Here is a 25829-nt window from a genome sequence, read left to right on the forward strand (position 1 = left end):
CCATGAACATGATGACCGCGCCGGTGCCGGCGAAGCGTGCCGCGCGTGCCGCGACGCACGCGGATCCGGCGATCCTCTCGCGAGCGGCGGGCGATGCGATCCGCAAGCTCAACCCGGTCCACCTGGTCCGGAACCCCGTGATCTTCGTGACGGAGATCGTCTCCATCCTCGTCACGGTGCTCGCGGTCCGCGCGGCGCTTGCGGGGCAACCCTGGGCCTTCCAGGCCGGGATCGCCGGCTGGCTCTGGCTCACGGTCCTCTTCGCGACCTTCGCGGAGGCGGTGGCGGAAGGCCGCGGTCGCGCGCAGGCGGCGAGCCTCCGCGCGACGCGCGGCACCGCGACGGCGAAGGTCTTGGCGCGGCCGACGGACCGCGCCGACTACGCCATCCGTTTCGCCGCCGAACTCCGCGTCGGCGACCACGTCCTGGTCGAGGCGGGGGATCTCGTGCCCTCCGACGGCGAGATCGTGCAGGGCATCGCCTCTGTGAACGAGGCCGCGATCACCGGTGAGTCCGCCCCCGTGATCCGGGAGAGCGGCGGCGATCGATCCGCCGTCACGGGCGGCACGACGGTCGTCTCGGACTGGCTCGTCGTACGGATCACGGCGGCGCCGGGGTCCACCTTCCTCGACCGCATGATCGCCCTCGTCGAGGGTGCGGCGCGGCAGAAGACGCCGAACGAGATCGCGCTCGACATCCTCCTCGCTGGCATGACGATCATCTTCCTCGTCGCCGTCGCGACCCTCGTCGGCCTCGCGTCCTACTCGGGGGAGCCGCCGACCGTGCCGGTCCTCGCCGCCCTTCTCGTCACGCTCATCCCGACGACGATCGGTGGGCTGCTCTCGGCGATCGGCATCGCCGGCATGGACCGGCTCGTCCGCTTCAACGTGCTCGCGACCTCGGGCCGCGCCGTGGAGGCGGCGGGCGACGTCGACGTGCTGCTGCTCGACAAGACGGGGACGATCACCTTCGGCAACCGCCAGGCCGCCGGCTTCGTCCCGGCGCCCGGCGTGTCGGAGGCGGAACTGGCGGAGGCCGCCGTCCTCGCTTCGCTGGCCGACGAGACGCCGGAGGGCCGGTCCATCCTCACCTTCGCGCGCGATCGCCAGGGCATCACGGTCCCGCTGTTGCCGGAGGGCGCGACGGTGATTCCCTTCACGGCGCAGACCCGGATCTCCGGCCTCGACTTGCCCTCGGGCCGCTATCGCAAGGGCGCGGTGGACAGCCTTGCCAGGGGCATGGGCGTGCCCGTCCCGCCCGCGCTGGCTGAGAGCATCGACCGCATCGCGCGCGCCGGTGCGACGCCGCTCGCCGTCGCGAAGGACGGCCGCCTGCTCGGTGCCATCGAACTGAAGGACATCGTCAAGCCCGGCATCCGCGAGCGGTTCCTCGAACTCCGTCGCATGGGCATCCGCACCGTCATGGTGACCGGCGACAACCGGCTGACCGCGGCCGCCATCGCTGCCGAGGCCGGGGTCGACGACTTCCTCGCCGAGGCCACGCCGGAGGACAAGCTGGCCTACATCCGTGCCGCCCAGGCCGAGGGGCGCCTCGTTGCCATGGCCGGCGACGGCACGAACGACGCGCCGGCCCTCGCGCAGGCCGATGTGGGGCTGGCGATGCAGACCGGGACGCAGGCTGCGCGTGAGGCTGGCAACATGGTGGACCTCGACAGCGACCCGACGAAGCTCATCGAGGTGGTGGAGATCGGCAAGCAGCTCCTCATCACCCGCGGGGCGCTGACGACCTTCTCCATCGCGAACGACGTTGCGAAGTACTTCGCGATCCTGCCGGCGATCTTCGTCGCGACCTATCCGGAACTCAATGTGCTCAACGTCATGCGCCTCGCTTCGCCGCAAAGCGCGATCCTCTCGGCCGTCATCTTCAACGCGCTGATCATCGCGGCGCTCGTGCCGCTCGCGCTGCGTGGCGTCCGCTACGTGCCGGTCGGCGCGGCGGCGCTGTTGCGGCGCAACCTCCTGATCTACGGCCTGGGCGGCATCGTCGCACCCTTCGTCGGGATCAAGATCATCGACGTCCTCCTCAGCTTCCTCTGGATCGCCTGAGATGCTCGCCTTCCTCCGCCCGGCCTTCGCGGTCGTCGGCCTGTTCACTCTCCTCCTCGGCGTTGCGGTGCCGCTCGCCTTCACCGGCGCGGCGGGCGTGGCCTTGCCGCGCCAGGCCGGCGGGTCGCTGGTGGAGCGCGACGGGCGCGTGATCGGCTCCGCCCTCATTGGGCAGAACTTCACCTCGGACCGGTACTTCCACGGCCGCCCCTCCGCCACCTCGGAGCCCGACCCAGGCAACGAGGGCAAGACGCGGGACCGGCCCTACAATGCCGCCGCCTCCGCCGCGTCACAGCTCGGCCCGACGAGCGCGGCGCTACTCGAGGCGGTGAAGGGGCGGATCGGCGAGGCGCGGAACGTCCCGGCCGATGCCGCGACCGCGTCCGGCTCCGGGCTCGATCCGCACGTCTCTCCAGCCAACGCCGCGCGGCAGGTCGCGCGCGTCGCCGCGGCGCGGAACCTGCCGGAAGCGCGCGTCCGCGACCTGCTCTCGACCCACACGGAGGGGCGGGACCTCGGCCTTCTTGGGGAGCCCCGGGTGAATGTCCTCGGCCTCAACCTCGCGCTCGACGCGCTGCGGTGAGCCGCCTCGGCGTGCGGCGGGGCCCGGGATGGGGTAGTCCGGACAACCCATGATCGCCGACGGACGCCCGGACCCCGATGCGCTTCTCGCGGTCGCGCGACGCGAGGGGCGCGGGCGTCTGAAGGTCTTCCTCGGCGCGGCGCCCGGCGTCGGCAAGACCTACGAGATGCTGGAGGAGGCGCGGAAGCTCCGGGAGGCCGGCGCCGATGTTCTCGTCGGCATCGTCGAGACGCATGGCCGGACGGAGACGGAAGCGCAGCTGGGCGACCTGCCGGTCCTCCCGCGCGCCCGGATGGCGTATCGCGGGAAGGCGCTGGAGGAGTTCGACCTCGACACCGCTCTCTCGCGGCGGCCGGCCGTCCTCCTCCTGGACGAACTCGCCCACACCAACGCGCCGGGGAGCCGGCATCCCAAGCGTTGGCAGGATGTTGAGGAATTGCGCGCCGCGGGCATCGAGGTCTGGACGACGATGAACGTCCAGCACCTGGAGAGCCTGTCGGACGCGGTGGCCCGCATCACCGGCGTGCGCGTCGCGGAGACCGTACCCGATGACGTCCTTGCCGGCGCCGATTCCGTCGAACTGATCGACATTCCCCCGGGCGAACTGCTGGAGCGGATGCGCGCGGGAAAGGTCTATCGTCCCGATCAGGCGGAACGCGCGCTGCGCGGCTTCTTCCGCGAGGGGAACCTGGCTGCGCTGCGCGAGCTCGCTCTCCGGCGCACTGCGCAGTGCGTGGACGCCGACGTCACGGGCTACATGCGCGCCAACGCCATCGAGGGGCCCTGGCCGACCGGTGACCGCGTCCTCGCCCTCGTCGGGGCCGATCCGGGTGCGGAGGCGGTCATCCGCCAGGCACGGCGGATCGCCGACGCGCTGCATGCGCCCCTGCTTGCCCTCCACGTCGAGCGTCCCGACGGGGGGATGACGGCGCCGAAGACGCCCTCCGGCTCGCGGAGTCGCTCGGCGCGGAGACAGAGACGGTCGTGGCGACGGACCTGCCGCGCGCCATCCTCGGCCACGCGAGGGCGCGCAACGCCACCCACCTCGTCATCGGCCGCGGCAAGCCGGCAGCGTGGCGGCGGCTGACGGGCCGGACCCTCTCGGCTATCCTCGGCCGGCGCGCGACGGATTTCTCCCTCCACCTCGTGCCGATCGGTGCCGCCCCGGTACGCCGGGCGGGTGAGCCGGCCCGCCTGCCGCCCTGGATCGCGGCGCTCGCCGCGCCGGCGCTCGTCGGCGCCGCGACGCTGGTCTCCGACCTGTTCGACGCCATCATCCCCGACGCAGCAATGGGCATGATCTACCTCGTCGGCATCGTCGCGGCGGCGGTCGGCTTCGGGCCGCTGCACGGGCTTGCCGCGGCGGTGCTCTCCTTCCTCGCCTGGAACTACCTCTTCCTCCCGCCCCGCTATACGCTGGTGATCGCGGGCCCGCAGGACGTCGTCGGGGTCGTCGTCTTCCTCCTCGTGGCCGCCCTCCTCACCGGCACCACGGGGACGCTGGGGCGGTCGGTCCGCGCGGCCCGCGCGCGCGTCGTCGCGCTTCGACGCCTCATCGAGTTCTCCCGCCGCCTCGGCGCCATGCACGGGCAGGCCGACCTTCTGGAGGCGGTGGCGCGGGAGGCGGAGCGGCTGGCGAGCCGGCCTGCCTGCATCCTCCTTCCCCTACCGCCCGCGCCCGGCGAGACCACGCCCGAGCCGGTCCTGCGCGCCGCCATTCCCTTCGACGCCGCCCCGGACGAGGCGGGGATGGCCGCGGCGCGCTGGGCGCTGGCGCATGCGCGGCCCACCGGCCGGGGAACCGACACCCTGCCCAGCGGCACGGACTGGCAGTTCCGGCCGATGCGGACCGGCGGCGCGCGGGCGGGGGCGGCGCCCTCGGCCTGCTGGGGCTGCGTCTCGGCGAGGGCCCGGGGCTGGACGGGGAGACGGACCGGACGGTGAACGCGTTGCTGGACCAGGCCGCCATCGCGCTCGAGCGCCTGGACCTGATGGCGGGCCGCGCCCGCGACGCCGCGCGCGCCGAGACGGAGGGGCTGCGCACGGCCCTCCTCACCTCCCTCGGCCACGACCTCCGGACGCCGCTGACCTCGGTGCGCGGCGCGCTGGAGACGCTCCGGACGGTTGGGACAGGCCTGTCGCCGGAGGCCCGCGCGGACCTGCTGGAGGTCGCGGAGGAGGAGACGGCCCGCCTCGGGCGCTACATCGCGAATATCCTGGAGATGGTCCGCATCGAGAACGGCGAGATCAGGCCGCGCCGGGAGCCCGTGGACGTAACCGAGGCGTTGGAGGCCGTGGCCGCCCGCCTGTCCCGCGCCACCGGCCGCGCCATCGCGACCGCCATCGAGCCGCACCTGCCCCAGCCGCGGCTGGATGCGGTGCTGCTGGACGGGGTTCTCGGGAATCTCCTCGACAACGCGCTCAAGTTCTCGGGTCCGGAGGGACGGGTGACGGTCACGGCGCGCCGGGCCGGGCCGGAGGTGGTGATCGGCGTGGAGGATGACGGCCCGGGGATCCCGACCGAGGACCTGCACCGCGTCTTCGATCCCTTCCACCGGGTCGGCCGCACCGACCGGATCACCGCGGGCACGGGCCTCGGCCTCGCGATCTGCCGCGGGCTCGTGCACGCCATGGGCGGGCGGATCGCGGCGGAAAGCCCGATCGGCGCCGGCGGGCGTGGCACGCGGATGACGCTGCGCTTCCCATCATGAGCGACCTTACGGCCCCCTGCATCCTCGTCGTGGACGACGAGCCGCAGATCCATCGGTTCCTCGCGCCCGCCTTGCAGGCGGCCGGCTATGTCCCGCTTCGCGCCGAGACCGCGGCGGACGCGCTGCGCCTGATCGCCACGCATCCTCCGGCCCTCGTCCTCCTCGACCTCGGGCTGCCGGACCTCGATGGGAAGGTCGTGCTGGAGCGCCTGCGCGCCTTCTCCGGCCTGCCGGTCATCGTCGTTTCCGCCCGCGACCGGGAGGAGGAGAAGGTCGCGGCCCTCGATGCCGGGGCGGACGACTACGTCGAGAAGCCTTTTACGATGGCGGAGCTGCTCGCCCGCATCCGCTCGGCCCTGCGCCGTGCCGCGCGCTCCACGGGAGGCGGCAGCCCGGCGGTGATCCACGCCGGCCCGCTGCAGATCGACCTGGCGCGGCGCGTGGCCGTCGTCGGGGGCGGGGAGCCGCTGAGGCTGACGCCGAAGGAGTGGGACCTGCTGGTCGCCATCGCGTCGGCCGGACCCGGGCGGGTCGCGACCGGCCGGCAGCTCCTTACCCGGGTCTGGGGCCCGGCGCATGCGGAAGACACGCAATACCTGCGGGTCTATGTCGGGCATCTCCGGGCGAAGCTCGGGGAGGCCGCGTCGCTCATCGTGACGGAGCCCGGGGTTGGCTACCGGTTCGCCGACCGCGAGTAGCAGCCGCCCCCGCCCGCTTCGGCGGCATGGGATGGCGGCCGCCCGGGCGGCCCGGATCTGCGCGGCCACGCGAACCAGGCTTGCCAGAGTTCGGTGACGCCGACCGTCGTCGGCGCCGGCGAGTCCAGGTCACTGCTCGTAAACCAGCCAACCCGATCGGATTGCTTCCGCCCCGCGGCGATCCGGCCTAACGAAGCGTCGGGTCCAGCCGGTCCCGCAGCCAGTCGCCGATCAGGGAAACGGACAGGGTCGTCAGGACGATCACCGTCGCCGGCGAGAGCAGGATCCACGGTGCCCGCGTCAGGTATTCCCGTCCGTAACCCACCATGTTGCCGAGCGACGTCATCGGCGGCTGCACGCCGAGGCCGAGGAAGGACAGCCCGCTCTCCAGCAGGATGATCTCGGGGAAGGCGAGGGTCATGGAGACGATGAGGGTCGAGGCGATGTTCGGCAGGACGTGCCGGCCATAGACCCGCAGCGGCGAGGCGCCGAGCTGCCGCACGGCCCCCGCATAGCCCTGCGCGCCCGCGCTGACCGCCAAGCCCCGCGCGATCCGGGCGTAGCGCTCCCACCCGTGCAGGCCGAGGAGGCAGATGAAGAGGGTCAGCGAATTGCCGAAGAAGGCGAGGACCGCGAGCGCGAGGATGAGGAAGGGCATCGCGGCCTGGAAATCCACGAGGGCCAGAACGGCCTGTTCGACGAAGCCCCGGAAGTGCGCCGCGAGGAAGCCGAGCGTGACGCCGAGCACGGCGGAGATCACGGTGGCCCCGAAGGCGATGAGAAGGCTCATCCTGATGGACACGATGAGGCGCGAGAGGACGTCGCGGCCCAGTTCGTCCGTGCCGAGGGGGTGCAGCCAGGTCCCGCCGAACCCGATCGGCGGGGAGAGGCGGTTGCGGAGGTCGAGGGCGGTGTAGGGGAAGGGGCTGACGAGATCGGCGAGGACGGCGATGCCGAGCATCAGCGCGAGCCAGCCGACCCCGAACAGGACGAGCGGCGGGATGCCGGCCCGCGACCGGGGCGGCGCCGCGGCGGCGTGGGTCGGGACGATCTCGCCCGCGGTGAGGTCGGACATCAGGCCGCTCCCCTGGCGGCGACGGGCGCGCGGAGTCGCGGGTCCAGGGCGCCGTAGAGCAGGTCCACCACGAGGTTCGCGCAGATCATCGTCGCCGCCACCAGCAGCAGGATGCATTGCACGACGGCCAGGTCCCGGTTCGCGACGGCGACGACGAGCAGGCGGCCGACGCCGGGCCAGGAGAAGACGCTTTCCACCACCACGGCGCCCGCGAGGAGCGATCCGACCATGAAGCCGACGATCGTGACGGTCGGGATCGCGGCATTCGGCAGCGCGTGGCCACGCACGACGCGGTGCCAGGGCACGCCTTTCGCGGAGGCCGTGCGGATAAAGGGCTGGCCCAGCACCTCGAGCATCGCGGAGCGGGTGAAGCGCGCGAGCGCCGCGGCCCCGCCGACGCCGAGGGTGATGATCGGCAGGATGGCGTGGCGCCAGGAATCCTGCCCTCCGGAGGGCAGCCAGCCCAGCTGCACCGCGAAGAGCAGCACGAGCAGCAGCCCGAGTACGAAGGACGGCACCGTGAAGCCCGCGACGGCCAGCACCATCACCGCCCGGTCCGCGAGAGAGTTGCGGTGCAGCGCGGCATAGACCCCCGCCGGGATGCCGATCCCGACCTTGATGAGGAGGGCGGGAATGGTGAGAGCGAGGGTCGCGGGGATGCGTTCGGCGACGAGGGTGATGGCGTCGCGCCCGTCGCGCATGGAGCGCCCGAGGTCGCCCTTCGCGATCGCGCCGAAGTAGTTCACGTATTGCACCCAGAGCGGGTCATCCAGGCCCCAGGCCCGGCGGAAGGCGGCAATGGCCTCGGGCGGCGCGTCGGCGCTCATGATAAGGAGCGCGGGGTCACCGGACAGGCGCAGGACCACGAAGGCGAAGGTCACGACGAGGACGAGGGTCAGGAGCGCGCGGGCCGCGCGCGTGGCGACGAAGCGGATCACGCGGCTGCCCTTTCGGCGACGGGCGTCGCCGGCTTGATCATTGCGGCGCGGACGCCGCCTGGGCCGGGCGACACCTCCCCATGCGCGACGTGGCAGGCGACGAGCCGCCCATCGGGGCGCGGCTTCAGGGCCGGCACCTCGGCGACGCAGAGCGGCGCGGTATGGGCGCAGCGCGGGTGGAAGGCGCAGCCGCGCGGCCGGTCCGCCGGGTTCGGCGGGTCGCCTTGCAGAACGATGCGCCCGCCGCGCCGCTGCGGGTGCGGGATCGCGGAGACGAGGGCCTGCGCGTAGGGATGCGCGGGTTCGCGCAGGATGCCGTCGGGATCGCCCTCCTCGACGATACGGCCGAGATACATCACGGCGATCCGGTGGCTCATCTGCCGCACGGCGCGGAGGTCGTGGCTGACGAAGAGCATGGCCGTGCCGCGCCGGGCCTGCGCTTCCGACAGCAGGTTCATCACGCCCGCCTGGATGGAGACGTCGAGGGCGGAGATCGGCTCGTCGCAGACCAGCAGGTCCGGATCGGTCGCGAGCGCGCGGGCCAGGACGACGCGCTGCCGCTGCCCGCCGGAGAGTTCGTGCGGGTAGCGCGTGCCTTGGTCCGGCCGCAGCCCGACGTCGCGCAGCAGCGCGGCCACGCGGTCGCGTCCCTCGCCGATCCCGTGGATGACGAGGGGCTCCGCGATCTGGTCCGCGACGGTCATGCGCCGATCCAGCGCGCCGAGGGGGTCCTGGAAAACCATCTGAAGCCGGGCCCGCTGGCGCCGCCAGGCCGCGCTGCCCGGCGGCGGCATCGGCGCGCCGTCGAAGGCCACGTCGCCAGCGTCCGGCGTCTCCAGGCCAAGGACGAGCCGCCCGGTGGTGGACTTGCCGCAGCCGGACTCCCCGACGAGGCCGAGGGTGCGGCCGCGTTCGATCGTGAGTGACACGCCGTCCACCGCGCGGACCTCGGCGGGGCGGCCGAAGGCGCCGCGCCGCATCCAGTAGCGGCGGACCAAGCCGCGCGCCTGGAGAAGGGGCGCCTCGGGAAGCGGGTGGGTCATGTCAGGCGGCCTCCGCGGCGACCAGCGGGCGGATGCAGGCCGCGCGGCGGCGCGGCGCGACGTCCAGCAGAGGAGGGGGCGCGGTGTCGCAGGCAGCTACGTGGCGGGGGCAACGCGGCGCATAGGGGCAGCCGGGCGGCATGGCCCAGGGCTCGGGCACGCTGCCGGGGATGGCGGCCAGCGGCCGGCGCTCACCCTCGATCGGCGGCAGCGCCTCCAGCAATCCGGCGGCGTAGGGGTGTGCGGGGCGGGCGAAGAGGTCGGCGGCGGCTGCTTCCTCCACGATCCGGCCGGTATACATGACGCAGACGCGGTCGCAGACCTCCCCGATCACGCCGAGGTCATGGCTTATGAGCACGAGGGCCATCCCCGTGTCGCGCCGGATGGTCGCGAGGAGGTCGAGGATCTGCGCCTGGATCGTGACGTCGAGCGCCGTCGTCGGCTCGTCCGCGACGAGCAGTTCGGGCTGGCCCGCGAGGGCCATGGCGATCATCACGCGCTGGTTCTGGCCGCCGGAGAGCTCGTGCGGGTAGGCGTCCAGGCGACGCCCGGCATCGGGCATGCCGACCTGGTCGAGAAGGCGCTTCGCCTCGGCACGCGCCGCGGATCCGTTCATGCCGCGGTGCAGCCGGAGCGCCTCGACGAGCTGCGTCCCGATCCGGTGGACGGGGTTCAGCGAGGAGGCGGGATCCTGGAAGATCATCGCGACGCGGCCGCCGCGCACAGTGTCGAGCGTCGCGGCATCCGCGCCGAGGATCTCCCGCCCGTCCAGGCGGACGGAGCCGGAGACCCGCGCCTTCGCCGGCAGCAGGCCGAGCGCGGCGAGCCAGGTCACCGACTTGCCGCAGCCGGATTCTCCGACGAGGCCGAGGGTCTCCCCGCGCCCGATCGCCAGGTCTACGCCCCGCAGGGCGAGGACGCCGTCGAACGCGACGGTGAGGCCGCGGATCTCGGCGAGGGGCTGGGTCAAGCCGCGAGGCCTGCTGCGGCGCCGACCGCCTGCAACGGACGGCCATCCATCCCGTCCGCCGGCAGGCCCAGATGGGCCAGCACCGTCGGCGCGATGTCCACGAGGCTGCTCGGCGCCGTGACGACGCCCGCCGCGAAGCCGCCGCCGATGGCGAGCAGCGTCGGGCCCTGTTCCCCCACGCCGAGTGCGCCGTGCATGCCGTTGCCCAGGCGGTCCGGCTTCCCGAAATCCGGCTTCGCCATCACGCAAAGGCCGCGGACACCATACTCGTTCGGCTCGTCGCGACTGCGCAGCGCGACGGCGCCGAAGAGGTTGTGGCGCCCCGCCTGGCCGTGCGCGCGCAGGCCGCCGGCGTCCATGACCGTGCCGGCCCAGTCCTTCTGGCGCAGCAGGTCCAGCGCACGCGCGGCGTCGGCGGAGCGGTCGGGCAGGGCGTAGAGAAGGCTTGTGTTGCCATTGGCGACGGTCAGCAGGCCGTCATCGTCGGGGCCGCGGCGGATGCCGGCTTCTTCCAGCACGGCATTCACGTCCACGACGGCTTCGACGCTGTCATGGCCGTGGTCGGAGGCGACGAGGAACAAGATGTCCTCACCGGCGGCGCGCCGCGTCTCGACCGCCGCGGCGACCTCGGCCACACGCTCATCGGCCTGGCGCAGCATGGCGAGGGCTTCGGGAGAGCCGAGCGGAACCTCGTGCTGGCGGTGATCGGGCTCGCAGCACCAGGCGACGGTGACCGCGAAGGGGCCGTTCACGGCCTCGGCGACGTAGCGGCGGATCAGGGCCGCGTCGCCCGCCGCATCCACCGTCGTGCCGAGCGCGCCGGGGTCCGCGCCGCCCCAGCCGGAGACGCGGTTGCGGACATGCGCGATCCCGTTCGGGTCGTGCACGCGGCAGGAGCCGGGCGAGCCATTGCTGTAGATCGCGAAACCGCCATGGGCCGCCACACGGTCCGCGGTGGTCGGGACCTCTACCTTCGTCCCCGTCGCCGCCTGCTTGTGGTCGAGGAAGTCGGGCTCGCCCACGTCGCGGAGGACGAGGCGGCCGCTTTCCGCCAGTGCGACGGTGTTGCCCTGGATCCCGTTCCGCGCGGGGTGGCAGCCCGTGGAGAACGCCGTGGAACAGCAGCGCGTGACGGAGGGGAAGACGGAGCGATGCGCGGCGAACCAGGCCCCGCGACGCGACAGCGCGTGCAGGTTCGGCATGGCCTCGGCCGTGACGGAGTCACGCCGCAGGCCGTCGAGGACGAGGATGATGGCGCGCTTCACGGTCAGGCCCCGAAACGAAGGTTGTGGGAGCGGAAGTCCAGGGCCCAGCCCTTGGATGCCCGCCAGGCGATGTCGCGCCGCTTCGCGGTGAAGGACGCGGCCTGGTGCAGGACGATCAGGCCGGGGTCCTCGCGCTCCACGATCTCCAGCATGCGGCGGAACAGCGCAGCGCGGCGGGCCATGTCGGTGGAGGCGACGAGTTCGTCCGCAGCGCGGTTGAACTCCTCGTTTGTCCATTCGCCGTTTAGCTCGGCTTCGCGCCGCGGGCCGAAGGAACGCAGGATGCCCGCGACCGGATCGCCGAAGGTCGAGGTGTTCGACCAGTCACGGATGCCGCGCCCCGGCGTGCGTTCCGTGAGCTGGGAGGAGTTCTCCTTCATCTCGATCTGCACGTTCAGGCCGACCGCGCGCCACATCTCCACCATGACCTGCGCATTGGCCACCTGGTTGACGTAGTAGTCGCGCAGCAGGCGATAGGGGATGGGCTGGCCGCGGTAACCAGCCTCCCGCAGCAGGCGACGTGCCTCGGCGGGATCGTAGCGCGGGTTTTCCCAGTCCCGGAGGTACATGGGCCCATAGCTTTCCAGCTGCACCCCACGCGGAATCTGCGTGCGGCCCGCCCAGAGCGTGTCCACGATGGCTTGCCGGTCCAGCGCATGCGTCATCGCGCGCCGCACGCGGGCGTCGGCGAGGACGGGATGCGTCTTGTCGAAGCCCATGATGCGGATGTTGTTGATCGGGCTGCCCAGGACCTCGAAGCGCGGGTTGCGTTCGACGAGGGTGATCTGGTCCGGCGGGATGTCGCACGCGAAATCCACTTCGCCGGAGAAGAGGGCGGCGACGCGGCCCGAGACTTCCGGGACTTCCACAAAGCGGATGCGGCGGACCGGCGGGCGGCCGCCCCAATACTCATCATGCGCCTCGAAGGTGAGGGACTGGTCCGGGCGGTAGTCGGCGATGCGGTAGGGACCGGTACCGACAGGGCGCCGCGCCCAGGCCAGCCAGTTCTCGGACGCCGCGAAGGCCGCGCGGGAGAGGATGACACCGACATTGACGCCGACGCGGCCCTCGACGGTCACGTCGGGCCGGGAGGTGACATAGCGGATCGTTCGGGGCCCGACGACCTCGATGCCCGCGAGGTTCGGGAAGGTCGCGCGGCCCACCGCGACGACCTCCGCCGGCGGTTCCCTGCCCGCGCTGCCCGCGAGGATCGAGGAGCGACCCTCGCCGCTCTGCCCCTGTGTGCCGAAGAGGCGCTCACCGAAGGAGAAGGCGACGTCCTCCGCCGTCATGGGCGTGCCGTCGTGGAAGCGGACGCCCTCGCGCAAGTCGAACTCCACCGTGTGCTCGTCCCGCCGGCGCCAGGCCGTGGCGAGGCCGAGGAGGGGGCGCAGGTCACCCGTCCAGTCCGTGTCGATCAGCGGCTCCGCATAGAGCCCGGAGAGGCGGAAGCCGACATTCGACTGCTCCCGCGGCGTCTCCAGCGTATTGGAGTTGCTGATCTTCTGCACCGCGATCGTCAGCGACGGCCGGTTGTCGGACTGCCCGATCGCGATGCGCGGCAGGGCGAGGGCGCCGGCAGACGCCAGCGCCCCCCGGCGGGTGATCCCCGACATCAAGCGCCCCAATTGCCCTGGCGGAAGTCCATGGCGAAGGCGGGGCTGGCCTTCCAGCGGATGTCGCGACGCTTCGCGGTGAAGGTCGCGTTCTGGTGCAGCACCGTATAGGCGGGGTCCTCGCGCTCGGCGATCTCCAGCAGGCGGCGGAAGACGACGCGACGGCGGGCACGGTCCGTGCTGGTCTCCAGCTCGACCGACAGGCGGTTGAGCTCGTCGTTCGTGTATTCGCCGACCTGTTGCTGCTGCCCGTTCGGGCCGTGCTGGGCGACGAGCGAGGAGACCGGATCGTTGAAGGGTGCGGAGTTCGACCAGTCGCGGACGGCGCGGCCAGGGCTGCGCTCCAGGATCTGCGACCAGTTCTCCTTCATCTCGATCGAGACGTTCAGCCCCACCGCGCGCCACATCTCGACCAGCACCTGCGCCGTCGGGGTCTGGTTCGTGTAGTAGTTGTTCAGGAGGCGGTAGGGGATGGGCTCCCCGCGGTAGCCGGCCTCGCGCAGCAGGCGGCGTGCCTCGGCTTGGTCGAACTTCGGCACCTCCCAATCCGCCTGGAACATGTCGGCATAGTATTCCCACTGCAGCCCACGCGGCACGACGGTGCGTCCGGCCCAAAGGCTGTCCACGATGGACTGCCGGTCGATCGCGTGGGTGAAGGCGCGGCGCACGCGCGGGTCGCGCAGGGATGCGTGGGTCTTGTCGAAGCAGGTGATGCGGTGGTTCAGGATCGTGCCGCCCTGGACCTCGTAGGCGCGCTCGCGCTCGATGCTCGGGATCTGGTCGGGCGGGATGTCGCAGGCGAACTGCACCTCGCCCGACCGCAGCGCGTTGATGCGGGCCGAGACCTCCGGGACTTCGAGGAAGCGGATCTGCCGGATGGGCGGACGGCCGCCCCAGTATTCGTCATGCGCGACCAGCGTGAGCGACTGGTCGGGCCGGAACTCCGCGACCTTGTAGGGACCCGTCGTGACGGGCTTGCGCGCCCAATCGAACCAGGATTCCGCCGCGACGTAGCCGGCGCGGGAGATGATGTCGCTGCCGTAGCGGGCGAGGCGCCCCTCCATCGTCACGTCCGGCGTCGCGTTGTGGAAACGGACGGTGCGGGCGTCCACGATCTCCACCCGCTCCAGCGCCGGCCAGGACCGGCGGGCAACCGCCGGCACTTCGGCCGGCAGGTCGCGTCCCGCGCGCGTCGGGATGGCGTCGCCACGGACGGAGATCGTGCGCCCCTGGGCGGTCGGCTGCGTGTCGCCGAACATGCGCTCCGGCCCGAAGGAGAAGGCAACGTCCTCCGCCGTCATCGTGTTGCCGTCGTGGAACTTCACGCCGTCCCGCAGGGACAGTTCGACGACGCTGTCGCTGATCCGCCGCCAGGAGGTCGCGAGACCAGGGACGGAGCCGAGATTGCCGAGCCACTCGCGGCCGATCAGCCCCTCCCAAAGAGAGGAGTAGAAGATCCGCTCGCCGACGTTGGACTGCTCGCGCAGCGGCTCCAGCGTGTTGGAGTTGCTGATCTTCTGCACCGCGATGTTGATCGTCGGGCGCGTGTCGGACTGACCGATCGCGAAGCGCGGCACGGCGAGGGCCGCGCCGGCGCCGAGGAGGAGGGAACGACGGGGGTGATTCAGCATCGGGATAACTCCGTTCACTCGGTGGGTTCAGCGGAGCGAGGCGGCGCGCAGGAAGGCTGGCCGGAAGTCCATCCATTCGACTGGCAAGAGGGACCAGGCCGCGTCGCGCCGCTTGACGTAAGACAGACCGAACTGCGTGAGCGGGTCCAGCGACCGCGGCACGTCCTGCACCGCGACGGTAATGGCCGGCCGCGTATCGGACTGGGCGCGCGCGATGCGCGGCAAGGCTGCGGCTGCCCCCGGACCGAACAGCGGGCGGCGCGCGACCTTCATTCCGCGGCTTCCCGAAGCGCGGGCGACGGGCGGTCGCCGGATCGTTCGTCCAGCCCTTGCGGCGTCGCGCGGAAATGCGTCAGCGTCCGCTCGGCGTGGCGCATGCGATGGGATAGCGCCTTGCCCGCGTACTCGGCCAGGCGCCCGGCATGGGCGGGATCGCGCGCGAGGTCTTTGAACCCGTGCGGGTCCTGGCGGACGTCGAAGAGCAGGGGCGGAAGGCCGGAGAAGTGGACGTACTTCCAATCCTCGTCCTGCACGACGCAGAGGGAGCAGTCGTCCATGTCGAGGCCGAGTGATGCCTCGGGCTTCGAGTAGAAGATGTCGCGGAAGTCGTACTCGTAGAACAGGTGATCGCGCCAAGTGCCGGGCGGCCCGGCTTCGACCAGCGGCAGCAGCGACGTTCCGTCGCAGGCGCGCGGAGCCTCACCGCCGAGCCAGTCGAGGATCGTGGGCATCACGTCCACGCTCTCGGTGAAGCCGCGCTCTACCTGCCCGGCCCGGGCACGGCGGGACGGATCCACGACGACGAGCGGGATCCGGAAGGACGGGTCGTGGTAGCCGATCTTGCCGAGGAGGTAGCGATCACCGAGCTGCTCGCCGTGGTCCGAGGTGAAGACGATCAGCGTGTCGTCCCACTGCCCCGTCTCGTCCAGTAGCGCGAAGACGCGCCCAAGCTGGTCGTCGATCTCCTGCATCAGTCCCGCATAGGTCGCGCGCATCAGGCGGACCGCGTTCTCGTCCAGCTCCGAAGCAGCGCCGCCCGCGCCGTGGAAGAAGGACCCCTGCGAGGTCCCGCGGAGGTAGAAATCTGTCAGCGGGTGCTGGGCCGCCTCCTCCTGCCAAGTCGCCGCGCGCACGGGCGCCGGCATGTCCTGCGGCCGGTAGGCGCGGTTGTAGGGCGCCGGCGCGATGAAGGGCGGGTGCGGCCGGTAGTAGCCGAGGTGGAGGAACCACGGCTTGCCGTTGCGCCCCTTCAGATAGGTCAGCGCGCGCTCGGTGAAGAAGGCCGTGTCCGACAGGTGCGCGGGAATGCGGCAGGGACGGTCCGTGGCGCCGGGCACCGCGTCCTCACCCTCCGGAAGCCAGATGTCCTCCCGGTTCTTCGGCAGGGCGTATCCCTGATGCGCGAGCCAGCCGAAGTAGCCGTCCATCGTCGGCTCGAACGCCCCGACGCTGCGGAACCCGTCCATCAGGTCGCCGAGCGTCGTGAAGCGTGGATCACGCGGGCCGGTCGTCCGCGGGTCCGGCGTGGTCGTCGTGTAGCCGATGAGGGCGGGGTCGTAGCCGATCAGCCGCAGTGCCCGCCCGAGGTTCATGTGGCGGGCGTCGAGCGGCACCGTGTTCTGCACGGCCCGGTGGTTCATCAGATAGAGCCCGGTTAGGAGGCTCGCGCGCGCCGGTCCGCAGGGCACGCAGTTCGTGACGTGGTTGGCGAAGGTGACGCCTTCCCGGCACAGCCGGTCGAGGTTCGGCAGCCGCAGGAAGCCGGCGCCGAGGGCCGGGACGAAGTCCGCCCGCCACTGGTCCACGACGATCAGGAGGACGTTCTTGCGCTGCGACACCCGTGCCCAACCCCGAAATCGACGGCCGGGCGACTAGCAGGGGCAGGGCTGCGCCCCGATGACGCATCCGTGGCAACTGCGTGACGCCTGACGCGGCGCGACGGCGCGTCCCTCGGCAAGCGGCGTCTTCGAAGCTTCACGGCCGTGCAACGAAGCCGCCATGCGAATCCCGTCAAACGCCGGGCGGCGACGGAGGGGCGCGCCGGGGGGTTCGGATTGGCGTCGGACGGCATATCCCTGCAGGGCCTTCGAAAGACCTTCGGCGGCACGACGGTGCTGCGCGGCGTCTCGCTCGACGTCGCGGCGGGGGAGTTTGTCGCTCTCGTCGGGCCGTCGGGCTGCGGCAAGTCCACGCTGTTGCGTATCATTGCCGGCATCGAGGCAGCGGACGAGGGAAGCATCCGCGTCCGCGGCCGTGACGTCACCGGGGCGCGCGGCGCGGACCGCGACGTCGCGATGGTCTTCCAGTCCTACGCGCTGTACCCGCACCTGACGGCGGAGGAGAACATCGCCGTCCCGCTCGCCATGCGCCGGCTGAGCGGCCTGCAACGCCTGCCCTTCGTCGGACGCTGGATGCCCGGCGCGCGGGCGGTCCAGGATGGGATCTCGCGGGACGTCCGCACGGCCGCGAACGCGCTGGCCCTCGGGCCCTACCTCGCGCGCCGCCCGGGGCAGCTCTCCGGCGGGCAGCGCAGCGCGTGGCGCTGGCCCGCGCGATCGTCCGGCGCCCCGCCGCCTTCCTGCTGGACGAGCCGCTCTCGAACCTCGATGCCTCGCTGCGGGTCGAGACGCGGCGCGAGATCGTTGCGATCCACCGTCAGGCGGGGGCAGCGACCGTCTACGTCACCCACGACCAGGAGGAGGCGCTGTCCATGGCGGATCGCGTCGCCGTGATGCGGGACGGCGAGATTCTCCAGGTCGGCTCGCCGGAGGCTGTCTATTCCGATCCCGCTGACCTGCGCGTCGCGACCTTCATCGGCTCGCCGCGGATCAACGAACTTCCGGCGGTGGCCGATGCGGACGGCGTGGTGCGCATCGGCGATGTGCCGGTCGGCCTGAGGACCGCGCCCGGGCCGCTCACGCTGTGTGTCCGGCCGGAGGATCTGCGGCCGGGAAGTCTCGGCCTCCGCGCCGTCACACGCTCGGTCGAGTTCGTCGGCGACTCCGTCCTCGTGCATCTCACGGCTGTTCCGGGCGGTACGCCGCTGGTGATGCGGGTGCCGGCGGACGAGCGTGGTACGCTGACCGAAGGAGAGACGGGCGTCTCCTTCCCCATCTCGCGCACCCTCGTCTTCGATGCAGCGGGTCGGCGGGTCGCCGCGCGGTCGATGGCCGACGCGCTTGTCTGAAGCCGTCCTCTCCGGCCGCCGCGCGGTCCGGGCCCCGGGCGAATGGACGGCCGGATGGCTGCTGACCCTTCCCGCCGCGCTGGCCTACGTGATCATGCTGCTGCTACCGACGCTCGCCGCCGTCCTGCTGGCCTTCACCGACTTCGAACTCGGCGCCGGCGCCCCGGCCTGGATCGGGCTCGAGAACTTCCGGGAGATGGCGGAAGACCGCGGCTTCCGCACCTCCCTCCACAACACGGTGATCTACGTCGGGATCACCGCCCCGGCCTCCGTCGCCCTCGGCCTGCTTCTTGCCTTGCTGATCGAGGCGGGGACGCGAGGCCGGGCGCTCTTCCGCGCCGTGTTCTTTCTTCCCGTCGTCTCGCTTACGGTCGCCATGGCCTCGGCGTGGCAGTATCTGCTCCACCCGACGATCGGGCCCCTGAACGCCGCCCTTCGCGCGCTCGGCTTGCCGACGCCCTTCTGGCTGTCGTCGTCCGACACGGTGCTTGCGACCCTCGCCGCGATCGGCGTGTGGGAGAATGCGGGATTCAACATGGTCCTGTTCCTCGCGGGGCTGACAGCGATCCCTCGTGAGACCTACGCGGCGGCCGAGCTGGACGGCGCGTGCTCCGCGCTCGACCGCTTCCGCCTCGTGACCTGGCCATTGCTCGGCCCGACCACGCTCTTCGTCGTGACGATCACGGTGATCCGGTCGTTCCGCGTTTTCGACACGGTCGCGGTGCTGACGCAGGGCGGACCGAACAAGGCGTCGGAAGTGCTGCTCTACACGATGTACACGGAGGGCTTCACCTTCCTCCGCCTCGGCTACTCCGCAGCGATCACGCTTGTTTTCCTGCTCGTCGTCCTCGCCCTGATGTGGGTGCAGACGCGGGTCCTGGACCGGCGCGTGCACTATGGATAAGCCGCTGTTCCGCGATCTGCCGCGCCTCGCGGCGCTGACAATCCTCGGGCTGGTCGTTCTCGCGCCTTACCTCTGGATGGTGGCGGCGTCGCTCAAGCCGCTTGACGAGATCTTCCGGGCTTCCCTGTCGCTCATCCCCGAACGCTGGGGCGGGAGCGCGAATTACGGCCGAGTCTTCGACCGGCTGCCGGTGCTGACGTATCTCTGGAACGGCCTCGTCGTGTGCGGCGGCATCCTGTTCTTCCAGCTCCTCTTCGCGGTTCCGGCCGGCTACGCCCTGGCCAAGCTGCGCTTCCCCGGCCGCGAATGGCTCTTCGGCGCGGTGATGCTCGGCCTGCTCGTGCCGGCGCACGTGCCGGCCCTGCCGCTCTACGTCGCGCTGTCCTGGGCCGGCTGGCTCAATACCTTCGCGGCCCTCATCCTTCCTTCCACCATCTCCGTCTTCGCGGTCTTCCTCTTCCGCCAGTTCTTCAAGGCGCTGCCGGACGAGCTGATCCACGCCGCGCGGCTGGACGGGATGGGCGAGGCGCGGATCGTCTGGGGCGTCATCCTGCCCAACGCCTGGCCTGCGGCGACGGCCTTCGCGATCTTCTCGGTCGTCGCGCACTGGAACGACCTGTTCTGGCCGCTCATCGCGGTGCAGGGCCACGCCCGCGCCACGCCCGCGCTCGGCGTCCTCTACTTCCGCTCCGAGGAGGCAGGCGACGATTTCGGGGCCATGATGGCCGCCGCCGTCGTCATGACCGCGCCCCTCGTCCTCGCCTTCCTCCTCGCGCAGCGGCGCTTCGTGGAAGGCATCGCCACCACGGGCCTCAAGGGCTGAAGGAGTTCGTCATGGGTCGGATCACGCACGTCACCGCCACACGCCGCGCGGCGCTGGCCGCCGCCGCGGGCATCCTCGCGGCACCGCGGATCGGGCGCGCGCAGCAGCCCGTCACGATCACGGTCCAGTACGCTCAACCCTTCATCTTCAAGGAAAGCTACGACGCCATCGCTGCGGAATTCGCGCGCCGCGAGCCGAACATCCGGATCGAGTGGCAGACCACCCCGAACTACGAGGAGGGGATGCAGCTGGTCCTGCGTCAGGCCGCGACGAACCAGCTGCCGGACCTTTCCTACCAGGGCTTCAACCGCCTGCGCATCTTCGCGGAGCGCGGGATCGCGCAGGACCTGATGCCGCTGCTGCGTGCCGACGGCGACCCGGCCGCCCTCGGTTACACGCCGAACCTCTTGGCCCTCGCACATTTCGGCGGGTTCCAGTCCGGCCTCGCCTATGCCGCTTCCAACCCGATCTGCTACTTCAACGCCGACCTCGTCCGCCGCGCCGGCGGCAACCCCGACGCGATGCCGACCGACTGGGACGGCCACATCGCCCTCTCGCGCCGCATCAAGGCGCTCGGCGATGGAAACGAGGGCATGTTCTTCCGCTGGGCGGGCGACGACTGGATGTTCTCGGCTCTCCTCAACGGCCACGGCGCCTCGATGCTCACGCCGGATGAGCGGGACGTCGGTTTCGCCGGTTCCGAAGGCCTCGCCTCTCTCCGCCTGCTCGACCGGATGGTGAAGGAGGGCGGGATGCCCAACCTCAACATCCAGGCGGCGCAGCAGGCCTTCGCTGCGGGCAAGCTCGGCCTGATGTACTGGACCACGGCCGTCCTGCGCGGGACGGTCCAGCAGGTTGGCCGGAACTTCGACCTCCGCACCGGGCCGATGCCGGTCATAGACCAAGACAAGGGCCGCCTTCCGACGGGCGGCGCCGCGGGCATGCTGACGGCGCGCGATCCAGCGCGGCGCGACGCGGCGTGGAAGTTCCTCCGCTTCTCCACCTCGGCCGAGGGCACGGCGCTGATGGTGAAGAACACGGGCTACATCCCAATGAACCAGATCGCGATCGACGACCCGCGCTACCTCGCCGACTTCTACCGCGACAATCCGCTGTTCCAGACCGCGACGCGCCAGGTGCCGCTGATGGTGCCCTGGTACGCCTTCCCCGGCGCCAACTCCGTCCGCGTCACGCAGGTGATGGTGGACAACATGGCCCGGGTGGTCGAGGGGCAGGCCACGCCGGAGGCGGTCCAGCGCGACATGGCGACCGAGGTGCGTCGCCTGCTGCCGCGGAGGTCGTGAGACCATGACCTTCCGCGTCGCGCAGATCAGCGACACGCATTTTTCGCCGAGGGTTCCTGCCTTCTCCGCCAATGGCGGGGCTCTGCAGGACTGGCTGCGGAGCACCGGCCCTGACCTCGTCGTGAACACCGGCGACCTGTCGCTCAACGGGGCGGACGACGTGGGCGACCTGCGCATGGCCCGCGCCTTCCACGACGGGCTGGGGCTGGACTGGGCCGCCGTCCCCGGCAACCACGACGTCGGCGACGACCCTGCGACGCGGCAACCCGCGAACCCGGAGCGCGTCGCGCGCTGGCGGGCGGAGATCGGGCCCGACTGGTTCCTCCGCGACGTGCCGGGTTGGCGCCTCATCGGCCTGAACAGCCAGGTCATGGCCGCGGGCCTGCCGGAGACGACGGAGCAGGAGCGCTGGCTGACCGAGGCCCTGGACGGGGCCGGCGCGCGGTCCGTTGCCCTGTTCCTCCACAAGCCGCTGTACGAGGAACACCCGGACGAGGCGGCCGCCACCTACTGGTGCGTGGAGCCGACCGCGCGGCGTCGGCTGCTCTCGATCCTCCGCGCGCACCCGCCGGCGCTGCTCGCCTCGGGCCATATCCACCAGTGGCGCGACCGCGGGGTGGTGGACGGCATGCGCCAGGTCTGGGGACCCAGCGCGTCCTTCGTCGTGGGCGATGCCTGGCAGCGGCGCGTGGGCGAGAAGCTGCTGGGCTACGTCGAGCACGACTTCCATCGGGACGGGACCTTCGCGACCCGTCTCGTCCGCGTCCCGGGCCTCATGCGCCACGACGTGGGCGAGATGCCCGAGCTCTACGGACCGCTGCCGCGGCTTCAGCCGGAAGTCGCCTGACGCCGGGGCGGGGCGGGGCGGCACCGACGCCCGGCGCGTCGACCGCTGCGGCCGCCGGTGATCGGCATCTCGATCCGTGCTGCTTCGTCGGACAGCGTCGCGTGGCTCTGCCAGCGCCTGATGCGGACGGCGACGGCCACGCGGGCGACGCCGGCGCGCGTCATGGGAGAGGACCCGAGCCTCCAGCACGGCCGGTCAGGGCGGGCTGCGGCTCGTCCGGACGAGGCCTGCCGCCGCGCGCGGTCCGGCGCAGCGACGCCGAGAGCAACGCATCGACTTGGTCCTGCGCCCGCAGGCCGCGGCGCACGGCGATGACCTGCGCGAGCAGGGCGCGGTCGCCCGCTGCCGCGGCCCCTTCCCCGAGAACGCGGAGGAAGAGGTCGCGCTGTGCGACGGAGCCGCCCAGCGGCCCGAAGGCGTCGCGCAGCGGCGCGGCCACGCCGCGCACCGTGCCCAGCAAGGCACGGCCCAGGGGGAGTGCGGTGCAACTCACGGCACGCCGCATCTCCGGATGCCCGGTGCGCCCTACCGCCTCGACGGCTTCAAGGCTCTCCTCGGCCGCGCGGCGGTCGCGCACGGCGAGGAGCGCGACCATCCGGTGAAGCGCCGCGAAGAGCCATTCGGTCTCGCTCCGCATCGCGCGGGCGCGGTCCGCGACGGCCTCCCAGCGCCGGCCGACGGGGATGCCGGCCGATTCCAGGCGCCAGAGCAGGCCCACGGCGTTCGCTTCGTCGCGCGGGTCATCCGAAGCCGGTGCGGCAATCTCCGCATCGTAGAGGGCCAGGGCCTCTTCCTCGCCCCCGGTCGCGAGGTGGAACAGGGCGAGGTGCCACCAGAGGTGGCGCCGGAAGTCGCCGGACTGCGACCAGTGGCCGCGCCCGCCCTCGATCCAGCCGATGCCTTCGCCGACCCGCGCCTCGGTCTCCAGGACGTGGGCGACGGCGTGCCAGGCCCAGGTGTCGTCGGCGTTCCGCGCGACGGCCGCACGGCCGCAGGCCTCGGCCGTCTCCGTCTCGCCCGCCTCGCCGAGCGCGAAGGCGTGCATGCCGAGGACGTAGCCGTGGTCCGGATCGTTCCGATCCCCATGGCGCACGGCGGCTGCCGTCGCGAGCAGTGCAGTCGCCATGTCGCCGCGCATGAAGCGCAGGCCGGTCGCGAGCTTCAGCAGCAGCGCGGGCTGCGCCGCCGCGGGAACGCCAGCTTCGAGACGCCCGGCGGCGGCGAGCCAGGCGCCTTTCCCCAGAAGTGCGAGCGCTTCCAGCATCGCCGCCTCGTCCGGGGTGGCGTCACGCCGGCATGCCGCCACCTCGGCGGCCTGGGCCGCGGCGGCGGCGACCGGCCGCAACGCCGAACGGCCGGACAGGTAGGCGCAGAAGCCGCGGAGCGCATGGGCGGCGACGAGGTCGCCCTCGGCCGCGATGGCCGCGTCGAGGAGGTCGCCAACGCCACGACCATGCGCGAGGATTCCGTGCGACGCGCGCGCGAGTGCGGTCTGACCCGCCGACGGAATCGAGCCAACGGGGCCGCTTCGTTCCTCCGGCCTGGTCGAGACGGTATCGAGCATGACGGATCCCTCACCGGGCCGATCGCCGCGATCCCGGCGTGCAGCACCCGTTGCAAGGCTTCGTCGCCGCGGGCCGAAGGTTTCTGCCCTGGCGATCCGGAAGGCACGCGTCCCCGAAGCCGACTGCGGCGCGCGGTTCCGTTCGCCCCGGGTGACGTCCGTCGCGTGCTGCCGGCGGCCTACAACCGGCCAGAATAGTCGTCCGCCGAGATGCGCGCACACACGACCGAGAGGCCCGGTCGCGCGAAGGACGCATCCAGGGCGATCCGCAGCGCCGCGCGGTCCTCGACCACGGCACCGACGCCCCCGAAGGCTTCGGCAAGCCGGTCGAAGCCGGTCCGCCCCAGCGTCACGGCGGCGCGGGGCAGGCCTGCCGAGCGCTGCTTCAGCTCGATCAGTCCCAGCGACTCGTCCTGGAGGACGAGGATCGTGATCGGCACCCCCAGGTCGCGGATCGTCGCCAGTTCGCCTGCAACCATCTCGAGGCCGCCATCGCCCGTGACGGCGACGCAGCGGCATCCCGGCCGCTCGAGCGCCGCGCCAATCGCCATGGGGACCGCGACGCCCATCGTGCAGTAGCCGGAGGATTGCAGGAGCGTGAGCGGTTCCCGGCACTGCCAAGCCTGCGAAAGAAGGATCCGGTGCGCGCCGCTGTCGGCCGTCACGATCGCGTCCGCGGGTAGGGCCGCCGCGAGGGTGGCGAAGACAACCCCGGGTCCCCAGTCACCGGTCGGCGTGAAGGCCTCGCGCAGGCCTGCCCGCACGGCCGCGGGCGCGTCGCCCGGCCAGCGTGGGCGCATTGGCAAATCGCGGATCGCCGCATCCAGGATCGGACCGCAGCGGCCGTTGATCGCGAGGCCCGCGGCGTGCATGCCGTGGTCTGGCGGTTGGGCCGAAAGCTCGACGACGCGCGCCGCATCGCCCAGCGCATCCATCCAACCGACGCGCATCTCGATCGGATCGTAGCCGACGAGGAGGACGAGGTCCGCCGCTCGGATCAGCGGCATGAGTAGCCGGTCCGCGAGTGGCGACAGGCCCGCCGCGCCAAGGGCGCCCGGCAGGGTTTCATCCACGATGCCCTTCGCGCGGTAGGTCGTGACGACCGGCACGCCGTGGCGCCGCGCGAGGTCGCGCAGGGCCTGCCGGGCGTCCCCCGCGACGGCCTCGGTCCCGGCGATGACGATGGGGCGTTCCGATCCGGCCAGGCGGTCGCGCAGGGCTCGCACGGCCGGGTCGTCCGGGGCCGGGGCGGGGTGCAGCGTGACAGGGGTGGAAGGGCGCGTCAGGCCCGGAGGCGCGATGTACGCGGCCGTGTCCGGCGCGAGGTCGAGGTGCACCGGCCCCTGCGGCGGCGCGAGTGTCAGGCGCAGCGCTCGCTCGACCACCTCCGCCGCGCCGTCGCCTCGACCTCGAAGCTCGCCTTGACGATCGGGCGCAGGATGGCCGCGTGGTCCACCACCTGATGCGTGAAGCGCCCGCGGATCGCGCGCTCGACGACGCCCGAGAGCAGGATCAGGGCCGTCCGTTCCTGGAACGCGTTCGCAACGCCGTTGACGGCGCTAATCAGCCCCGGGCCGATGGTCGTGAAGGCCAGGCCAGGCGTAGTCCCGAGCGTGGCGGTCGCCGTGGCCATCGCGGCTGCCGCAGATTCCTGCCGTGCCAGTATCGGATCGATCCCGGCGCGGGCCAGGGCATCCACGAGGGTCAGGACCTCGCCGCCCGGCACGCCGAAGGCGCGTCGGATGCCCGTCCGTGCCAGGGTCCGCGCGACGACGTCGGCGACGCGCGGCTCGCCCGTCACGCCATGCCCCAGCCATGGCTGACGGCGAGGGACTGGCCGGTCAGCGCGTTGGTGCGGGCGGAGGCGAAGAACAGCACGGCCTCCGCGACGTCCTCGGCCGTCGTGAACTCGCCGTCCACCGTGTCCTTCAGCATGACGTCGCGGATCACCTGCTCCTCCGTCAGGCCGAGGGCGCGGGCCTGCTCGGGGATCTGCTTCTCGACGAGCGGGGTGCGGACGAAGCCGGGGCAGACGGTGTTGGCCCGTACGCCGTGCTTCGCGCCCTCCTTCGCGACGGTCTTCGCGAGGCCGAGGAGTCCGTGCTTCGCCGTGACGTAGGGAGCCTTCAGCACCGAAGCCTCCCGCGAATGGACCGAGCCTATGTAGACGATGCAGCCCCGCCCCGCCGCATACATCGGGCGCAGGCACGCCTTCGTCGTGAGGAAGGCGCCATCGAGGTGGATGGCGAGCATTCGCTTCCACTCCTGGAAGGGGAAGTCCTCGACGGGATGGACGATCTGGATGCCGGCATTGCTGACAAGGATGTCCACGCGTCCCCAGCGCGACAGCAGCGCGCTCACGCCCTCCTCCACGTCATCCTCGCGACTGACGTCCATCGCGATGGGCATGGCCTCCAGGCCCTCGCCGACGAAATCGGCGGCCGTCGCCTCTGCACCGGGGAGGGAGAGGTCGGCGATGCCGACCCGGGCGCCCTCCCGCGCCATGCGATGCGCGATGGCACGGCCCAGGCCGCTCGCGCCGCCGGTGACGAGCGCCACCTGATCCCGAAGAAGCGTCATGCGTGGAGGTCCAGTCCCGTTCGG

The 25829-nt window shown here is 72.0% G+C and carries 24 protein-coding genes and 1 pseudogene; 12 read left to right on the plus strand and 13 right to left on the minus strand.

The window, feature by feature from the left end:
• The first annotated feature begins 11 nt into the window (after window positions 1–11).
• Genes kdpB through ACE7GA_RS17745 form a run of 6 tightly spaced genes read left to right on the plus strand, consistent with a single transcriptional unit; the run spans window position 12 to window position 6058 of the window.
• Window positions 12–2066: a potassium-transporting ATPase subunit KdpB gene (kdpB, locus tag ACE7GA_RS17720; RefSeq protein WP_376100338.1), complete on the plus strand. Its 2055-nt coding sequence runs from the start codon at window positions 12–14 to the stop codon at window positions 2064–2066.
• 1 nt (window position 2067) lies between these two features.
• Window positions 2068–2649: a potassium-transporting ATPase subunit KdpC gene (kdpC, locus tag ACE7GA_RS17725; protein ID WP_376089312.1), complete on the plus strand. Its 582-nt coding sequence runs from the start codon at window positions 2068–2070 to the stop codon at window positions 2647–2649.
• 49 nt (window positions 2650–2698) lie between these two features.
• Complete coding sequence (locus tag ACE7GA_RS17730) at window positions 2699–3736, plus strand: sensor histidine kinase KdpD (RefSeq protein ID WP_376089315.1); 1038 nt, start codon at window positions 2699–2701, stop codon at window positions 3734–3736.
• Complete coding sequence (locus tag ACE7GA_RS17735) at window positions 3634–4593, plus strand: DUF4118 domain-containing protein (protein ID WP_376089318.1); 960 nt, start codon at window positions 3634–3636, stop codon at window positions 4591–4593. Before ACE7GA_RS17730 ends, ACE7GA_RS17735 begins: the two co-directional genes overlap by 103 nt.
• Window positions 4590–5360 (plus strand): sensor histidine kinase, encoded by a 771-nt coding sequence (locus ACE7GA_RS17740; protein WP_376089321.1) that lies wholly within the window; start codon window positions 4590–4592, stop codon window positions 5358–5360. The genes ACE7GA_RS17735 and ACE7GA_RS17740 overlap by 4 nt, the downstream gene beginning before the upstream one ends.
• Entirely contained in the window at window positions 5357–6058 is a 702-nt protein-coding gene (locus tag ACE7GA_RS17745; RefSeq protein WP_376089324.1) for a response regulator, read from the plus strand. The genes ACE7GA_RS17740 and ACE7GA_RS17745 overlap by 4 nt, the downstream gene beginning before the upstream one ends.
• Before the next feature lie 187 nt (window positions 6059–6245).
• Here the strand turns inward: ACE7GA_RS17745 and ACE7GA_RS17750 are convergent, their stop codons facing one another.
• The 9 genes from ACE7GA_RS17750 to pehA are packed head-to-tail and all read right to left on the minus strand — an operon-like array spanning window position 6246 to window position 16434.
• The gene (locus tag ACE7GA_RS17750; RefSeq protein ID WP_376089327.1) at window positions 6246–7133 is read right to left on the minus strand and encodes an ABC transporter permease; all 888 of its coding nucleotides are present in this window, start codon (window positions 7131–7133) and stop codon (window positions 6246–6248) included.
• Window positions 7133–8071, minus strand: coding sequence for an ABC transporter permease (locus ACE7GA_RS17755; RefSeq protein WP_376089330.1), 939 nt, complete (start codon window positions 8069–8071; stop codon window positions 7133–7135). The genes ACE7GA_RS17750 and ACE7GA_RS17755 overlap by 1 nt, the downstream gene beginning before the upstream one ends.
• Entirely contained in the window at window positions 8068–9114 is a 1047-nt protein-coding gene (locus tag ACE7GA_RS17760) for an ABC transporter ATP-binding protein (RefSeq protein WP_376089333.1), read from the minus strand. Before ACE7GA_RS17760 ends, ACE7GA_RS17755 begins: the two co-directional genes overlap by 4 nt.
• Window position 9115: 1 nt before the next feature.
• Window positions 9116–10084, minus strand: coding sequence for an ABC transporter ATP-binding protein (locus ACE7GA_RS17765; RefSeq protein ID WP_376089336.1), 969 nt, complete (start codon window positions 10082–10084; stop codon window positions 9116–9118).
• A complete protein-coding gene (locus ACE7GA_RS17770; RefSeq protein ID WP_376089339.1) occupies window positions 10081–11349 on the minus strand; it encodes an alkaline phosphatase family protein in 1269 nt (422 codons plus the stop codon). Before ACE7GA_RS17770 ends, ACE7GA_RS17765 begins: the two co-directional genes overlap by 4 nt.
• Before the next feature lie 2 nt (window positions 11350–11351).
• Window positions 11352–12965 (minus strand): ABC transporter substrate-binding protein, encoded by a 1614-nt coding sequence (locus ACE7GA_RS17775; protein WP_376089342.1) that lies wholly within the window; start codon window positions 12963–12965, stop codon window positions 11352–11354.
• Window positions 12965–14596: an ABC transporter substrate-binding protein gene (locus ACE7GA_RS17780; protein WP_376089345.1), complete on the minus strand. Its 1632-nt coding sequence runs from the start codon at window positions 14594–14596 to the stop codon at window positions 12965–12967. Before ACE7GA_RS17780 ends, ACE7GA_RS17775 begins: the two co-directional genes overlap by 1 nt.
• Before the next feature lie 27 nt (window positions 14597–14623).
• On the minus strand, window positions 14624–14869 hold the full coding sequence (locus tag ACE7GA_RS17785) for a hypothetical protein (protein ID WP_376089348.1): 246 nt from the start codon (window positions 14867–14869) through the stop codon (window positions 14624–14626).
• Complete coding sequence (gene pehA / locus ACE7GA_RS17790) at window positions 14866–16434, minus strand: phosphoric/sulfuric ester hydrolase PehA (protein WP_376089351.1); 1569 nt, start codon at window positions 16432–16434, stop codon at window positions 14866–14868. Before pehA ends, ACE7GA_RS17785 begins: the two co-directional genes overlap by 4 nt.
• Before the next feature lie 273 nt (window positions 16435–16707).
• Between pehA and ACE7GA_RS17795 the strand changes: the two are divergent.
• The 6 genes and pseudogenes from ACE7GA_RS17795 to ACE7GA_RS17820 all read left to right on the plus strand — a co-directional run.
• Window positions 16708–17070, plus strand: a pseudogene (locus ACE7GA_RS17795) (ATP-binding cassette domain-containing protein); the annotation flags it as partial.
• Window positions 17071–17132: 62 nt separating this feature from the next.
• Window positions 17133–17783 (plus strand): ABC transporter ATP-binding protein, encoded by a 651-nt coding sequence (locus ACE7GA_RS17800; protein ID WP_376089354.1) that lies wholly within the window; start codon window positions 17133–17135, stop codon window positions 17781–17783.
• Entirely contained in the window at window positions 17776–18687 is a 912-nt protein-coding gene (locus ACE7GA_RS17805; RefSeq protein WP_376089357.1) for a carbohydrate ABC transporter permease, read from the plus strand. Before ACE7GA_RS17800 ends, ACE7GA_RS17805 begins: the two co-directional genes overlap by 8 nt.
• Window positions 18680–19510, plus strand: coding sequence for a carbohydrate ABC transporter permease (locus tag ACE7GA_RS17810; RefSeq protein WP_376089360.1), 831 nt, complete (start codon window positions 18680–18682; stop codon window positions 19508–19510). Before ACE7GA_RS17805 ends, ACE7GA_RS17810 begins: the two co-directional genes overlap by 8 nt.
• An 11-nt stretch (window positions 19511–19521) precedes the next feature.
• Window positions 19522–20814, plus strand: a complete 1293-nt coding sequence (locus ACE7GA_RS17815; RefSeq protein ID WP_376089363.1) for an ABC transporter substrate-binding protein — start codon at window positions 19522–19524, stop codon at window positions 20812–20814.
• Window positions 20815–20818: 4 nt separating this feature from the next.
• The gene (locus ACE7GA_RS17820; protein WP_376089366.1) at window positions 20819–21661 is read left to right on the plus strand and encodes a metallophosphoesterase family protein; all 843 of its coding nucleotides are present in this window, start codon (window positions 20819–20821) and stop codon (window positions 21659–21661) included.
• Window positions 21662–21821: 160 nt separating this feature from the next.
• Here the strand turns inward: ACE7GA_RS17820 and ACE7GA_RS17825 are convergent, their stop codons facing one another.
• The 4 genes from ACE7GA_RS17825 to ACE7GA_RS17840 form a co-directional block, all read right to left on the minus strand.
• On the minus strand, window positions 21822–23225 hold the full coding sequence (locus ACE7GA_RS17825; protein WP_376089369.1) for a hypothetical protein: 1404 nt from the start codon (window positions 23223–23225) through the stop codon (window positions 21822–21824).
• 179 nt (window positions 23226–23404) lie between these two features.
• Window positions 23405–24610 (minus strand): thiamine pyrophosphate-binding protein, encoded by a 1206-nt coding sequence (locus tag ACE7GA_RS17830; protein ID WP_376089372.1) that lies wholly within the window; start codon window positions 24608–24610, stop codon window positions 23405–23407.
• Window positions 24586–25026 carry a thiamine pyrophosphate-binding protein gene (locus ACE7GA_RS17835; protein WP_376089375.1) on the minus strand — a complete coding sequence of 147 codons (441 nt, stop codon included), beginning with the start codon at window positions 25024–25026 and terminating at the stop codon, window positions 24586–24588. The genes ACE7GA_RS17830 and ACE7GA_RS17835 overlap by 25 nt, the downstream gene beginning before the upstream one ends.
• A complete protein-coding gene (locus ACE7GA_RS17840; protein ID WP_376089378.1) occupies window positions 25023–25805 on the minus strand; it encodes a 3-hydroxybutyrate dehydrogenase in 783 nt (260 codons plus the stop codon). Before ACE7GA_RS17840 ends, ACE7GA_RS17835 begins: the two co-directional genes overlap by 4 nt.
• Between the last annotated feature and the right edge of the window lie 24 nt (window positions 25806–25829).

Source organism: Roseomonas sp. CCTCC AB2023176, from assembly GCF_042259275.1.
Classification (GTDB): Bacteria; Pseudomonadota; Alphaproteobacteria; order Acetobacterales; family Acetobacteraceae; genus Roseomonas.

Excerpts from the sequence above, each read along its gene's own strand:
- kdpB (WP_376100338.1), top strand. The coding sequence starts at position 12 with ATGACCGCGCCGGTGCCGGCGAAGCGTGCCGCGCGTGCCGCGACGCAC.
- kdpC (WP_376089312.1), top strand. The coding sequence starts at position 2,068 with ATGCTCGCCTTCCTCCGCCCGGCCTTCGCGGTCGTCGGCCTGTTCACT.
- ACE7GA_RS17730 (WP_376089315.1), top strand. The coding sequence starts at position 2,699 with ATGATCGCCGACGGACGCCCGGACCCCGATGCGCTTCTCGCGGTCGCG.
- ACE7GA_RS17745 (WP_376089324.1), top strand. The coding sequence starts at position 5,357 with ATGAGCGACCTTACGGCCCCCTGCATCCTCGTCGTGGACGACGAGCCG.
- ACE7GA_RS17750 (WP_376089327.1), bottom strand. The coding sequence starts at position 7,133 with ATGTCCGACCTCACCGCGGGCGAGATCGTCCCGACCCACGCCGCCGCG.
- ACE7GA_RS17760 (WP_376089333.1), bottom strand. The coding sequence starts at position 9,114 with ATGACCCACCCGCTTCCCGAGGCGCCCCTTCTCCAGGCGCGCGGCTTG.
- ACE7GA_RS17775 (WP_376089342.1), bottom strand. The coding sequence starts at position 12,965 with ATGTCGGGGATCACCCGCCGGGGGGCGCTGGCGTCTGCCGGCGCCCTC.
- ACE7GA_RS17780 (WP_376089345.1), bottom strand. The coding sequence starts at position 14,596 with ATGCTGAATCACCCCCGTCGTTCCCTCCTCCTCGGCGCCGGCGCGGCC.
- ACE7GA_RS17785 (WP_376089348.1), bottom strand. The coding sequence starts at position 14,869 with ATGAAGGTCGCGCGCCGCCCGCTGTTCGGTCCGGGGGCAGCCGCAGCC.
- ACE7GA_RS17810 (WP_376089360.1), top strand. The coding sequence starts at position 18,680 with ATGGATAAGCCGCTGTTCCGCGATCTGCCGCGCCTCGCGGCGCTGACA.
- ACE7GA_RS17815 (WP_376089363.1), top strand. The coding sequence starts at position 19,522 with ATGGGTCGGATCACGCACGTCACCGCCACACGCCGCGCGGCGCTGGCC.
- ACE7GA_RS17820 (WP_376089366.1), top strand. The coding sequence starts at position 20,819 with ATGACCTTCCGCGTCGCGCAGATCAGCGACACGCATTTTTCGCCGAGG.
- ACE7GA_RS17825 (WP_376089369.1), bottom strand. The coding sequence starts at position 23,225 with ATGCTCGATACCGTCTCGACCAGGCCGGAGGAACGAAGCGGCCCCGTT.
- ACE7GA_RS17840 (WP_376089378.1), bottom strand. The coding sequence starts at position 25,805 with ATGACGCTTCTTCGGGATCAGGTGGCGCTCGTCACCGGCGGCGCGAGC.